A 13,427-nucleotide genomic window follows, 5' to 3' on the forward strand; every position below is an offset into this window, starting at 1 on the left:
AACGATGCGTGACGCAAAATGTTGAACTATTCTGCCTTGCGGACCGCCTCGATGAAGGCTTGGACCCTGGCCAGATCCTTCAGTCCCGGTGTGCCGCACTCGACGCCGCTCGCCACATCGACGGCGTAGGGATGAAGGCGGCTCACCGCCGTGGCAACATTTTCTGGAGTGAGGCCGCCCGCCAGGTAAAGCCGGTGGTGGGGATGGCGATGCTGGAACAGCGTGGCTAGTTCCCATGGGAAAGTGTGGCCCAGTCCGCCCCGTTCCTGCGGGTGGTAGGCATCCAGCAAGATGTCCTTTAGGGGATGGAGGGCGATCGGAGCCAACATGGCTTCATCCTGCACCTGAAACGCCTTGATGACAGGCAGCCCCAGCATCTGCGCCTCCGCGCAGAACTCGGGCGTCTCATCCCCGTGCAACTGTATGGCAGAGAGCACGTTCAAATCCGCTGCCTCCCTGAGATAACTCAAGTCTGGGTTCACAAACACCCCCACGAGCCGGGAGGTCCGGGGTACATCCGCCAGCCAGCTGGCCGCTGCGAGAGGGAGGTAGCGTTTCGACTTTGGCCAGAAGTTGATGCCGATGAAGTCGGCACCCATGTTGGCTATTTTCCGAGCCTGATCTGGCTGGGTGACACCGCAGATTTTGATCAATGTGGAAGGCACGGGATGGGAAGGCAGGGTAGGGGGTGTCTTCAGATTAAAGTGCGGGGCCTTTGGGCGGGAGGAGGGAACCTGCCACTTGCATGAGTACGTCCAGACTCAGGGGCAGGGGTACGGCACCCCGCACCCGGGCATCGCGCTTTACGGCATTAAATTCCGCACTCTCGTCCGGCCGGATGAGAAAAATCACGGGTGGCGCCGACAAGATTGTCGGGTGGCAGCGGGAGTACACCCTGGCGATCATCCGGTCCAGCAGGGCTCCGTTGATGTCAGGAAGGGTGAAAGCCACCAAAAAGAGAGCGTACTCCCGCTGGGTGATACGCTCAAACGCATGCTCCCCGCTGGCGGCGTCGTCCACCTCACAGGCGCAGAATGCGGTCAGCAGTTCCCGGATGAGGCGCCGGTTGGGCAGGCTCTCATCTGCTACAAGCACGCGGAGGGGGGTCGGCTCAGGCATCGTCGGGATGATGTACGGAGGTTCTGGCAAAATCCAGTGCGGACGGACTCTGTTTGCCAGTTTTGTACGTACCGATAGATGAGGATCGAATTGACGACCGATTCTGCACAGAGAATGACGCATGGGTCCCATTTTCCTCTTGCGTTCCCCTGTAGCGTTTCCGAAACTGCCTGTCATGGCGCGCAGCACCCTTGATTTGAGCAACGCAAGACCCAGCACTGAAGAGCGGAAGCAACGCGCCCTCTGTGAGAAGACTCGTAAGAGCCTGATTGAGAAGCTTGACAATTGGGAAGATCACAAGGTCTGGGACGAGTTCTATCAGACCTACTGGCGTCTCATTTTCAGCGTCGCGACGAAGTCCGGACTCACGCGTGAGGAGGCCTTTGATGTGGTGCAGGAAACCACGCTCGCCATTGCCCGCCAGGTGAAGAAGGGGCAGTACGACCCCCGCGCAGGGTCCTTCAAGGCCTGGCTTTTGCAGATGACCCGCTGGCGCATTCTGGATGTCTTCCGTGCGCGTAAGCGCCAGCCGTCCTTGGCCGATCAAGGAAATGAGAGCTCCGACAGCGCTGATCTGGCCATGGAGCGTCTCAGCCACGAGAAGGACAACATTCTGGAAAAGGTCTGGGACAAGGAGTGGCGCGACAACATTACTTCCGCCGCTCTGGAGCGGGTGAAGTCCCGTGTCTCCCCCCGTCAGTATCAGATTTTTGACTGCTATGTCCTCAAGGGCTGGGGGGTGAAGAAGACCTCTGAGGTTCTGGGCATCAACGCCGCCCAGGTTTATCTGGCCAAGCACCGGGTCGGTGCGCTGGTTAAAAAAGAGGTTCAGGCTCTGGAATCCACGATGCTTTAGGCATTCATTGGGCTGCCTTGGGATCTTTCTCAGGGATAGACGGGGTGGTTCGGGTGATGCCGCCGTTTTTCTTGCATCGTTCACTGGATGGCAGGGATCATCCTTGCTAGGTTTGCTGCAATCAATGCCCGCCCCTGACGAGCCCCAAGCCCCGACCCCCAACGCTGGCGACAAGTCATCGGAGAAAGGTGGTCGTGCTTCGGCTCTGCCTCCGCCACCCGGCGACGTGAAGCAGGGGGTGAAGATCGAACCTCGCGGTCAGGTGAAGGCGGATACCCGCATCCCGCCCGAGGAGCCCGTCAGCACCCGGGACAACGATATTCCCATACCCGACTTCAAGCTGATCCGGCGCATTGGGTCTGGAGCCTATGGGGAGGTTTGGCTTGCTCAGGCCATCACTGGGGCTCTCCGTGCCGTGAAGATCGTCTGGCGGGAGGACTTCGAGTACGAAAAGACTTTCCGGCGTGAGTTTGAGGGCATCCAACAGTTTGAGCCCATCTCCCGAGGTCATCCTGGACTGGTGAATGTGCTTCATGTGGGATGGAATGACGCCCACGGCTTCTACTATTATGTGATGGAGCTGGCCGACGATGCCCAGAGTGGGCGTGATGTCGATATCACCACGTACGTGCCCCGCACACTCACCACAGATTTTCGCAACCGGGGGCGCATCGGCCTTCAGGAGTGCAAAGAGACGGGAATCTTCCTCGCAGACGCCCTTGGCTACATGCACAGCCACGGCCTGACCCACCGGGACATCAAGCCGTCCAACATCATATATGTAAAGGGAGCCTGGAAGCTCGCCGATATCGGTCTTGTCGCAGTCCACGGAGAGCGTTCTTACGTCGGCACGGAGGGATTTGTGCCCCCAGAAGGCCCTGGCACATTTGCTTCTGACATCTATAGTCTGGGAAAAGTGCTCTATGAGATCAGTTCCGGGAAGGATCGCATGGAGTTCCCGGAGGTGCCGGAGGATCTGGGAGCGGCAGAGTGGAACTTGTGGCGGGAGTGGAACACCGTCATCTGCCGGGCCTGTGCCCCCAGTCTGAAGGAACGCTACGCCAGCTCGGCCGACTTTGCCGCCGCTTTGCGCATGGTGGGAGTGCCTCGCCCTGTGCCTCTTTCCCGCCGGGTGGTGAACGCTACCTGGCATTTGGCGGTGGGCTCTGTGTTGAGCGGAGCGCTGCTCGCCGTGGTGCAGAGGGAGACAGCGTGGAGCTACCAGATTCAGGCTCCCGAGGCCAAAAAACTCACCCCGGAGGAGATTGCCCAGGCCAAGCTGCCCAATCCAGGGCGCATGTGGCTCAACAGCTTTGACATGCGCTTCACCTGGCAGAAGGATCGCCATGTGGCCGACCGGCCCGTTTCTCTGGAGCTGTTCAATCAGTTTCTGGAGTCCACCATGCAGTCCTTTGAAGGCGAGGTGGTGCCCAGCTTCCAAAAGGGGGGCAAACCGGAATACTCGGTGGTGGTACCTCGGGCAGATGCCACTGGGTTCTGCAACTGGTTGACCGATCAAGACCGCGCGGCGGGCGCTCTCGGGGTGGACATGGAGTACGGCTGGCGCCCAGACACCACGCTCAAGCGCAGCCCTGGCTCGCAGAAGAACTGGTTTGCCATGCGCCTCACTCTGGAGAAGCTGCAATTTGGCCAGGTGCTGGTGGAGAGCCTGCCGCCGCATGCTGAGGTCATCAACAATGGCGAGGTGTTGGGCACCACCCCGTTGTCCCTTTCGCGGATGCGGGTGGGCGAGGCCTCCTTCGTCATGAGCCTGCCGGGCTACAAACGCGAAATTCTCAAAGGCAAGGTGGAAGAGGGTAAGCTGCTCACCCTGACGGCCAAGATGAAGCCCACGGATGCGGTGGCATTCGGTCGCAAGTGGAAGAACTCTCTCGGCATGGATTTCGTCCCGCTGGGAGCCGTTCTCATGTCTGCCACAGAGATCCGCAGGGCGGACTACGCCAGCTATCTGAGATCCGTCCCCATCACAAATCCGCCGCCAGTTGACCCGTCAGAGGACAGCACCCTGCCCATGACCTTTGTCAGCCGGGATGATGCCATGCACTATGCCAGGTGGCTCACCCGCACCGAGCAGGCCAAGGGACTGCTGGAGGAGAATCAGAGCTACCGCCTGCCGACAGACGATGAGTGGAGCATGGCCGCTGGCCTGCCGCGCGAGCGTGGTGACACGCCGGCGGAGCGCAATCGCCGGATCGAAGGGTTCTACCCTTGGGGCTTCATTTGGGTTCCGCCAGTGGTGCCAGGTAACCTCTGGGACCAGAGCGCCGCTGATGAAGCAAAACAGAAGAGTGGCATTCCGGGGCTGAATGATGGCTTCGTTGGGCTCGCACCTGTAGGTTCCTTTACGCCGGATGCTCGCACCGGCCTCAGAGACCTTTCGGGCAACGTCTGGGAATGGGTGGCAGAGGATTTTGGCGGGTCTGAGCCAAAGCAGCAGCGTCTGGGAGTGGTGCGTGGTGGGAGCTGGCGTACTCGCGAGAGGGAGGAGCTGCTTGCTTCATATAGAAGACCCATGCCCACTGGCACCCGCAATGATGAAATCGGGTTCCGTCTTGTTCTGGGAGAGAATGGAGTTCTCGCCCGAATGGATGAGTAGTCTCGCCCACATGGGCTGTGAGACTAGGGGCATCCAACACGTCGTGTCACCCGCCAGAATTGGCTCGGGGTTGGCGGAAGGACGTTTCTATCAGCCCTTAAATTTTTAGACCGCTCGTAGTTCGAAAGGTGGATGCAATCCTCCTCCAGGGGAGGTGCTCTCAGATGAGAGAAACTAGAACGATGCCTCTTCTTTGTTGTCCAAGTTATCTGGAGAACCAAATGATTATTCTTACCATTGGAGAAAATTATCCCAATCTCGTCGCTCTTGCATGAGAATTGCGGTTTTGTCACATTCCTCGATCGTATAATGGGATCATCTTTGACTCGCAAATTTGAAGTTTAATTCCACTTAACCTTAATTTTCTCACAATTCCGGGTAGTTTCTTCTTGTCATTTTTTTGAACTTATAGTAATTGTGTGTCACATCGCTGCTAACCAGAAGCGCAGATTTTCCTGCTCATTCCTACGACACGATTTCTCAATCTTCATCCACCCTTCTCTTGAACACTATGGCTGAAACCTCACCCGAATTGATGACGGTCAAGGAAACCGCGGAATATCTGCGGATTCCTCTTCCGACCGTCTATTACCTCGTGCAGCGGGGGCAGCTTCCTGCTGTGCAGATCGGAGGACGCTGGCGCATCAAGCGCAGCCTGTTGGACCGTGATGTGCTGCGCAAGGAAGATGAGGCTGGTCAGCCTACGGTGATGGTCGTGGATGATGACCCCGCATTGCAGGCGCTGTTTAAACAGTTCCTCAAGAAGGCTGGGTTCGGTCGTCTTGTAGTGGGATCTGGTGCTGAAGCCATCTCTCTGGCCAAGAAGCAGAAGTTTGACTTCGTTTTCCTCGATCTCAAACTACCCGATATCCCGGGAGATGAGGTTTACATGCAGTTGAAGGATATTCATCCAGACCTGCCTATTGTGGTGATCACCGGTTACCCTGACAGTGAGATTCTCAGTAAGATCCTCTCGACGGGGCCGGTTACCGTGATCAAAAAGCCCATCGAGTTCGATCAGCTCAACAAGGCGGTGAAGCAGCTTGGCCACAAGGGTGCTGAGATCGGCCTCTGATCTTATCCCACTGGGGAGCCGGAGCTGTCCCCTGGTCTTTGACTTTTGCAACGGCCAGCCGGCAGTTCCGGCTGGTCGTTGTTTTTTGTGAGGGATCGGAATTTGGATGAGCCTACATCCGATTGCCCCTGGTGCGCGCGATTGCAGAAGGGGGGGCGTTGAACTGGGCTCCATGTCTGGCACGGCATCCATCTCTACATTGAAGCGCCATGGTTGAATCCTCTCTCCCGATCTCTGTGGACGATGTGGCGCGGCATTATGATCAACTGGACGGTTTTTATCGCGAGATATGGGGGGAGCATGTTCACCACGGATTGTGGGAGACGGGGAGTGAAAGCTCTTATGAGGCTGTTCGGGCCATGTCTCATCTGGTGGCGATCAAGGCTGCGCTGGTGCCAGGGGCGGAAGTATGTGATCTGGGGTGCGGCTATGGCGGGACTTCCCGTCTTCTGGCGGATGAGTATGGGGCTCGGGTCACGGGATTGACAGTCTCTCCTGCTCAGCAGCGATATGCTGTTGATGTCACCCGTACGCCTGGGAATCCCTCGTATTTGGTGGAGGATTGGATGTGCAATCAGCGTCCGGATGCGGTCTTTGACGCCTTGGTGGCGATCGAAAGCACGGAGCATATGGCGGACAAGGCAAGGGTGTTTTCTGAAGTTGCTCGCGTCCTGAAACCTGGGGGGCGCATGGTGGTGTGCGCTTGGCTGGCAGGGGAGGCGCCCAAGCCCTGGCAGGTGCGGCATCTGGTGGAGCCCGTATGTCGCGAGGGCAGGCTTCCTGCCATGGGGACGGAGGAAGACTATGTGGCCTGGATGGAGCAGGCGGGTCTTGCGTTACGGGAGCGACTGGATGTGACACGGAAGGTATCCCGCACTTGGCCCATCTGCGCATGGCGCTTCGTTGTTGGCCTGATCAGGCGACCCGGTTACCTCCGGTTTATCCTCAATGCCCGCAATGACAATCGCATTTTCGCGATCACCATGCTCAGAATTTGGGTGGCTTATTGCACAAAAGCGATGCGCTACGTGGTGTTCGTGGCGGAGAAGCCATCTCGCTGACTCCTTTGTCTCCCTTTGCTCAACATCTTCATGTGTCACCTTTGTCGAGTCGCCACGGACCAAGGGGGCGTATCTGACACAGAGATTAATCGCTTTCGTCTTCGTGCTCTGTATCGTTGCCAATTGTTTTGTCAGAGTAGAATTATTCCAACCTCCAGGAGATGAGAGAACGCGAAGCTGATCCCCCCATTCCCCGTGCCATGAAGGCCGGACGCGCTTTGCTGACGTTGGGATGCGTCATTGTCGTCATCGCCGGACTGAAGGCGGGGGCGGGTTTTCTCGTGCCCATTGTTGTCGCGTTCTTTTTGAGCGTGCTCAGCTTTCCGCTCATGCACTGGCTCATGTCCAAGAGATTGCCCCACATGGTGGCGCTTTTTGTCACGGTGGGGGCCATTGTGCTCACGCTGGGGCTCACCGTGTATGCCGGTGCCAGTCTATTGCGCAAGTTTCAGAGCGAGGTTCCTGGTTACGTCCACAAACTCAAGTCGTATGTGGATCAGACGGGAGCCTGGCTGGAGGAGCGAGGTGTGGAGGGGGCCAAGGATACGGCCAATCAAGTCTTTGACGTGCCAACCATCATCTCGCTGGCGACCAATCAGGATGTGGTGAAAAATGTTGCCTCCATGGTAGGGACCACTTTCGGAACGGTGGCCACCTGGCTGGGTTCGACGATCATTGTCCTTGTGGTGATGATGTTCATTCTCATGGAGGCTCCTGGTACGACGAGTCGTGCCTCTGTGGTGGAGCAGGCTGGCGGTCCGAATCTTGCCGTGCTTCTGCAATCCGCTACCGACATCCAAAAGTATCTAGGAGTCAAAACGCTCATCAGCGCTGCCACCGGTGTGGCAGCTTTCATCCTCTGTTGGAGCTTCAATTTGAAGTACCCCTTGCTGTGGGGCATCCTGGCGTTCGCCTTCAACTACATCCCGGCTGTAGGCTCCACGGCGGCGGGCATCCCTGCGGTCATTGAGGCGCTCGTGCAACACGGCGTAGGACCCGCGGTAGGGGTGGCTATTGGCTATGCGGTCATCAACTTCTGCCTGGACAGCCTCTGGCAGCCCATGCTCATGGGGCGGCGATTTGGCATTTCCGGGCTGGTCATTGTGCTCAGTGTCATCTTCTGGGGTTGGCTATGGGGGCCCGCAGGCATGTTCCTGGCGGTTCCGCTCACGATGATGATGAAGGTCATTCTGGAGAATACGGAGGAGTTTCGCTGGATTTCCGTGGCCATGGCCAAGAAGAAGGTTCGCCATGGGGAAGTGGTGCTGGAGGTCCCGGAGCTGGAGGACGACGAAGACACCATGGGTGGCGGGGCGGCCACGGAGCCGCCGGCAAATATTCCACGCACTCGTGTGGAGAGCATCAACCGCACTCGCCGACCCTGACAGGGCATGAAAATGCCGGCAGAAAGTTCTGCCGGCTGAAGAGGGGGATGCTGAAGATTGGAGGCCGGACTAGGTGGTCGCTTGGCGACGATTCCGTTCCTCATCCAACAGCTTCATCCAGGCGCCCATGTAGTGGCCGTGGTCATGGAAGGTGCGACCGCTCACAAGGTTGCCGTCCACCACGCAGGCTTCGTTGACGAAGATGCCGCCACAGACTTCCAGGTCGAACTGGCACTTGGGTACCGTGGCCATGCGTCGCCCCCGAACGCAATCGGCCCGGGCAGGTATCTCCACGCCATGGCAGACGCTTGCGATGGGCAGATTCTTCTCAAAGAAGTACTTGGTGACTTTCAGCAGATCCTGGTCCTCGCGAATATACTCCGGAGCGCGACCGCCGCTAAAGAAGATGCCAGCATACTCCTCGGCCTTGATTTCGGCGAAGGTCACGTCGGCGTTGATGGTGTAGCCTTCCCATTCCTTGGTGATGGTCCAGCCAGGCCTCACCTCATGCATCACCATCTGGTAGCGCCGCTTTTCAGGGGCGGCGACGACGGGTTGGTATCCGCCTTCGATCAGGCGGTAGAAGGGGTAGAGGGTGTCCACCGTCTCGGTGGCATCGCCGACAATGATGAGAACTTTTTCCATGGTGAGGGGAGCGGAAGGCTAGGTTGTGTTCTTGTGCGCCCATATGATGGCAGGGAGGAAAATGCGTGACAAATTGTCGGTTGTGCACGTCGTTGCGCACTGTGACTTCAGCCAGTGAAAAGTGTGAACCTGAACGCCCGGTGACCATGGAGGAGGTGGCCCGTGCGGCAGGCGTGTCCCGGTCCACGGTCTCGCGTGCCTTGATCAATCATCCCCGGCTTCCCGCAGAGCGATGTGAAGCCATCCAGAAGTTGGCGGGCGAAATGGGCTATCGTCGCAATGCCATGGTATCAGCCTTGATGGCGGACCTCAAATCCCACCGACAGGCTCGGACGGTCAATACGCTGGCCTACATTACGGCGCATCCGAGCCGTGAGGGGTGGCGGTACCCCAATCCGAGCTTCGTTGAGTACTATGAAGGCGCGCGTGATCGTGCGGCTGAACAGGGTTATTTGCTCGAAACCTTCTGGATTCAGGATCCGGCGATGGAGGCCGGGCGCTTCAACAAGATGCTGCATACCCGCCACATCAGGGGGGTATTGATTGCTCCGCTTCCCGAGCCAAACGGCACGTTGCCGCTATGTTGGGAGAATCATGCGGCCATTGCCATTGGGCACACGCTGCTGGAACCGGCCGTCTCCAGGGTGGTTCCCAACTTTTACCAGGGAAATCTGGTGACGCTGGAGCATCTGCAGGCTCGTGGTGCCCGGCGTATAGGGTTTGCCACGGATGCTAAAACCCATGAACGGGTGCAACTTTCATGGCTGGCGGCCTACCTCGTGTTTCAGCAACGGTTGCCGGCGAGCCGTCGGCTGCCGCCCTTTATCTGTCCCGATGCCGAAGGTGCTGGCATGGCTGAGTGGATGCGGGCTCATCGGCCCGATGCCGTGGTGGGGACTCAAAACCAGATTCTCAGCTGGATGCGAGCTGCTGGCAGGGGTGTTAACTGTCCTGGTGGACTTGTCTTCGCCAGTCTCAATACCGGGCGCTCTCCGGAGGATCCGCCAGGGATCAATCAACAATCGCGGCTTGTCGGGGCGACCGGGGTGGATTTGGTGATCGGCCAGATTCATCGAAATGAGCAGGGGATTCCCGGTCAGCCGATGCTCACTCTGGTGCCGGGAGTCTGGCAAGGCACGCTGACTTAGCTGTGGGGATCCAGCGACCTGCCTTGTAAAGAGACGGGTGTTGGCGCGGGTTTGGCGGATGCTGTCGAGAAACCCGGGAACCTGACGTGAAGGTGGTGGCGGCGGTGGGGAGAAGGCGCCTGCGGTCGGCCTTCACCCCTCATCCTCCTCCGCCGACGCACCCAGGGGTGAATCGCTCAAGGCTTGTTCAACCACAGGGGGCCGGAAATCCCTTCATTGACAGCGGACTGAGCACGACTTGGCCCTTCGGCGGCCACCTCAAACGCGCGCGGTTGGTCCGTTCTCCTCAGGAGAACACCACCGTCTTGTTGTGGTACACCAGCACCTTGTCTCTCACGTGCCACCAGAGGGCCTTGGCCAGTACGGTCTTTTCCAGGTCTTTCCCCAGTCTCACCAGGTCGGCCACGCTGTCCTCATGGGTCACCCGCATCACGTCTTGGTGGATGATGGGTCCCTGATCCAGGGCTGCTGTCACATAGTGGCTGGTGGCCCCGATGATCTTGACCCCCCTTTCATAAGCTTGATGGTAAGGTTTTGCTCCCACGAATGCTGGCAGGAAGGAGTGGTGAATGTTGAGGATCTGATTGGGAAACTCGCGGATGAGATCCTCGCTCAGGATCTGCATGTAGCGGGCCAGCACGACGGTGTCCACCCGGTGCTCCCGCAGCAGATCGATTTGAGCTTTCTCCTGCGCTGCCTTGGTGCCAGGGGTCATGGGGAAGTGGTGGAACGGGATACCAAATCTCTCCGCCGCTGGCCGGAGGAGTTCGTGGTTGCTCACGATCACCGGGATCTCGACGGGGAGTTCGCCTGCCTCATGCCGCGAGAGCAGGTCATAGAGACAGTGACTTTCTCTGGAGACGAAAAGCGCGACACGTTTGCGCTCGCTGGAGAAATGCAGCGTCCAGCCCATACGGTACTTTTCACCCAGGGGGGTGAAGGCGGCCGAGATCTCCTCCTTGGCCAAGGTGAAGTTCTCCACGGCCCATTCCACCCGCATGAAGAATAAATTCTCCGGCGGATCGATGTGCTGCTCCAGATCCAGGATGTTTCCTTGATGGGCAAAGATGAAGCCCGTCACGGCATGAACCAAGCCCGGTTGATCGGGGCAGTGGATGAGGAGAGTGGCTGTGTCTGTTGAGGGCATGGGCAATGGGGGCGGGAGATCGCCCGGATTGCCGGTCTCAACTCCACATAGTAAGGGAGAAAGTGCGCGGGAAGGGACTCGAACCCTTAAGCCTTTCGGCACAAGATCCTTAGTCTTGCGCGTATACCAATTCCGCCACCCGCGCTGGTCGAGAGGGGCTTTCTATGTACGCCAGACCGGAAAATGTGCAAGCATCTTTTGCAAAGTTTCTGCGAAGTTTTTTGAGAGCCCCAGACGAAGGGCTGGCCGCTCAAGTGGAAGAGGATGAGTAGGGTGCAACTGGGGGGGCGTGCTCTGCTTCCGCAGACGCATCGGCGGGGCGTGCCAATGCCGGGTGGCGTCTGGGGATTCGAAAAACGGCAGTCATTGCTATCCGTCGATGAAAGGGGGCGGTCTCACTGCATTGGGCCGCGCGGCTGAAATATCGAGCCGAGTTGCGCGCTTCGCTGCACCCATTTGGCACTTCACAACACCCCACGGGCAAACATCGCTTCCCTGGAAGCCTGTGCCAGCCTTGTGAACCGGGGTGGTGAAGCGCGGTCTGGCGCACTCTAAAAGGGCCTGTGCCGCTGAAGGCAGGGCGAAGCATGCATCTTCGGTGCGGTTTCCGGCATCTTGGCAGGAACGTCGATGAGCGTGCGGAGTCGCGCCGTGCAACCCAACCTTCGAGTGAAGTGGAGGCGTTAAAGAAGTTGCGAGGGAAACCCGAACACGTTCGCTTCTCTCACGGCCACCGATACGTCCATATCGCCCCCCAGAGTCTTTGGAAGGCACTCGCCAAAGTGTCAGCAGGCTTCGCATTGTCGCCCTTGTCGCCAAGTTGTGACGGGCTCCGGTCCTTCTGGTGCAGAGCGCGTGAGCATGCCGCTTACACCTCACTGCGCCAATTTCGGCCGGCTATCGACGCTCCAGACAAGTGCCCCGCTTGCGCCACGCCCAGCTCTAAGTTTACAGAGTGCAATCGCATTGAACCCTCCTCTCGCACCCCTCGCTTTGCTCCCCTAGTTGGTTGGCATACCCAAGTCCAAAGCCATGCTCCAGCCGAGGTAAGTGCAGAGTTGTAGTAACACGATTGACAATTTATGAGGTGTCATCTGAGAGGTTGTGCTGGCGGAGTCGTACAAAAATTTTGTCATCGTTTTTCGGAATCTGGATAGACGCTAATCTAAATATCTGCGAAGATAAGTGCACGTTAGGTTGGTGCGTGCGCATCGCGCGACACGTCTCGTGCTGAGGGCTGGTTGAGGTCCAGGCAGGGATGGTTGCGCTCTAGATCAGAGTAAGTCATGAGCATGCGTTTTTCCAGAAAGAGGCAGACGGTTATGGTGCAGGAGTCGCGGCGCATATCGTGTGCTCCTGACGCAAGATGCGTCCGGTGCAATTCACCTGGTGACCTGGCACTCGCTGAAGGCGTGGTGCCATTCAACGAATGGCTGGTGTTTCAGACAGCAACTCAATCAGTGGAGGAATATGAAGATCATCCCATGTGTGCCACTCGCATTCGTTACCTGTTTGGTGTCGATGTCGCCGCTCCATTCTCAGGCGGATGCAACGAAAGAAACAACCGTTGATCCCCAGGCTTTAGTCATTATCAAGCGGGCTTCTGAACTTCTAGGGGATGCGAAAAGTTCCTCATTCATAGCGGAAATCTGGGAGGATGTGGCAGTTCCAGACGGGCCCACGGTACAGGTGAGCCGCACCGTGGATATCAAGATGCGCCGCCCGGATCGCCTGGTGATTCAAAAGAGTTCCTCCGAGCCGGAACGCGCCTTCTACTACAACGGAAAAGAACTGACAGTTCATGACCTCAAGGCAGGATGCTACGGCAGCATCAAGACTCCGGCGACCATTGACGCCATGGTGGAGGCCGTGGCGGAAAAGTATGACATCGCGCTGCCGATCGAGGATCTCATCATCAGTAAACCGTTTGGCGATGGTGCTGCGAAAGCGAAGGCGGGGCAGTACCTCGGGCTGGATCGTGTGCTTGGAGTGACGTGCCATCACGTTGCCTTCCAGAATGACAACGTGGAGTGGCAGGCCTGGGTGGATGCCGGCTTATTGCCCGTGATGCGCAAGGTCGTCATCACCTTCAAAGGCGGTGAGGATGATGAGGGAAACAACGAGACGAACGACGCCGCTGCCAGGGGGAAAGACAAGGAGGACAAGAGGGAAAAGGCGAAAGGACCGAAACAGGAAGAAGTGGCCAATGTGGTGTTGGAAGTCGAGGACGGCAGGGACACGCACCTTGCCGCCATCTTTTCCAACTGGGATTTCAATGCCCATCTCCCGGATCTCGTTTTCGAGTTCACCCCACCTCCAGACGCGTTGAACATCGAAGTGCTGGCTGTGAAGACTCAGGAGTAAGGGCATAAGA

General features: G+C 58.0%; 11 protein-coding genes and 1 tRNA gene. 7 read left to right on the forward strand and 5 right to left on the reverse strand.

Features of this window, described 5'->3' with window-relative positions:
- Window positions 1–26: 26 nt before the first annotated feature.
- A complete protein-coding gene (locus VSP_RS14025; RefSeq protein WP_029190438.1) occupies window positions 27–665 on the reverse strand; it encodes a phosphoribosylanthranilate isomerase in 639 nt (212 codons plus the stop codon).
- Window positions 666–699: 34 nt separating this feature from the next.
- Window positions 700–1,119 carry a PleD family two-component system response regulator gene (locus VSP_RS14030; RefSeq protein WP_009961348.1) on the reverse strand — a complete coding sequence of 140 codons (420 nt, stop codon included), beginning with the start codon at window positions 1,117–1,119 and terminating at the stop codon, window positions 700–702.
- A 175-nt stretch (window positions 1,120–1,294) separates the two neighbouring features.
- Between VSP_RS14030 and VSP_RS14035 the strand changes: the two genes are divergently transcribed.
- From VSP_RS14035 to VSP_RS14055, 5 genes are all read left to right on the forward strand, one after another.
- Entirely contained in the window at window positions 1,295–1,975 is a 681-nt protein-coding gene (locus VSP_RS14035; protein ID WP_157210897.1) for an RNA polymerase sigma factor, read from the forward strand.
- Between the two features lie 124 nt (window positions 1,976–2,099).
- Window positions 2,100–4,592 carry a bifunctional serine/threonine-protein kinase/formylglycine-generating enzyme family protein gene (locus VSP_RS14040; protein WP_009961351.1) on the forward strand — a complete coding sequence of 831 codons (2,493 nt, stop codon included), beginning with the start codon at window positions 2,100–2,102 and terminating at the stop codon, window positions 4,590–4,592.
- A gap of 511 nt (window positions 4,593–5,103) precedes the next feature.
- Entirely contained in the window at window positions 5,104–5,667 is a 564-nt protein-coding gene (locus VSP_RS14045; protein WP_009961353.1) for a response regulator, read from the forward strand.
- Between the two features lie 209 nt (window positions 5,668–5,876).
- Window positions 5,877–6,728, forward strand: a complete 852-nt coding sequence (locus VSP_RS14050) for a class I SAM-dependent methyltransferase (protein ID WP_009961354.1) — start codon at window positions 5,877–5,879, stop codon at window positions 6,726–6,728.
- Window positions 6,729–6,928: 200 nt separating this feature from the next.
- Window positions 6,929–8,113, forward strand: coding sequence for an AI-2E family transporter (locus tag VSP_RS14055; protein ID WP_198141388.1), 1,185 nt, complete (start codon window positions 6,929–6,931; stop codon window positions 8,111–8,113).
- A 69-nt stretch (window positions 8,114–8,182) separates the two neighbouring features.
- Here the strand turns inward: VSP_RS14055 and VSP_RS14060 are convergent, their stop codons facing one another.
- Window positions 8,183–8,758, reverse strand: a complete 576-nt coding sequence (locus VSP_RS14060; protein ID WP_009961357.1) for a DJ-1/PfpI family protein — start codon at window positions 8,756–8,758, stop codon at window positions 8,183–8,185.
- Window positions 8,759–8,859: 101 nt separating this feature from the next.
- Between VSP_RS14060 and VSP_RS14065 the strand changes: the two genes are divergently transcribed.
- Window positions 8,860–9,906, forward strand: coding sequence for a LacI family DNA-binding transcriptional regulator (locus tag VSP_RS14065; protein WP_157210898.1), 1,047 nt, complete (start codon window positions 8,860–8,862; stop codon window positions 9,904–9,906).
- Window positions 9,907–10,192: 286 nt separating this feature from the next.
- Here the strand turns inward: VSP_RS14065 and purU are convergent, their stop codons facing one another.
- A complete protein-coding gene (purU, locus tag VSP_RS14070; RefSeq protein WP_009961359.1) occupies window positions 10,193–11,053 on the reverse strand; it encodes a formyltetrahydrofolate deformylase in 861 nt (286 codons plus the stop codon).
- 63 nt (window positions 11,054–11,116) lie between these two features.
- A tRNA-Leu gene (locus VSP_RS14075) sits at window positions 11,117–11,198 on the reverse strand.
- Window positions 11,199–12,574: 1,376 nt separating this feature from the next.
- Between VSP_RS14075 and VSP_RS14080 the strand changes: the two genes are divergently transcribed.
- Entirely contained in the window at window positions 12,575–13,417 is an 843-nt protein-coding gene (locus VSP_RS14080; RefSeq protein ID WP_009961360.1) for a DUF2092 domain-containing protein, read from the forward strand.
- The last annotated feature ends 10 nt before the right edge of the window (window positions 13,418–13,427 follow it).

It is taken from the genome of Verrucomicrobium spinosum DSM 4136 = JCM 18804 (assembly GCF_000172155.1).
Classification (GTDB): domain Bacteria; phylum Verrucomicrobiota; class Verrucomicrobiia; order Verrucomicrobiales; family Verrucomicrobiaceae; genus Verrucomicrobium; species Verrucomicrobium spinosum.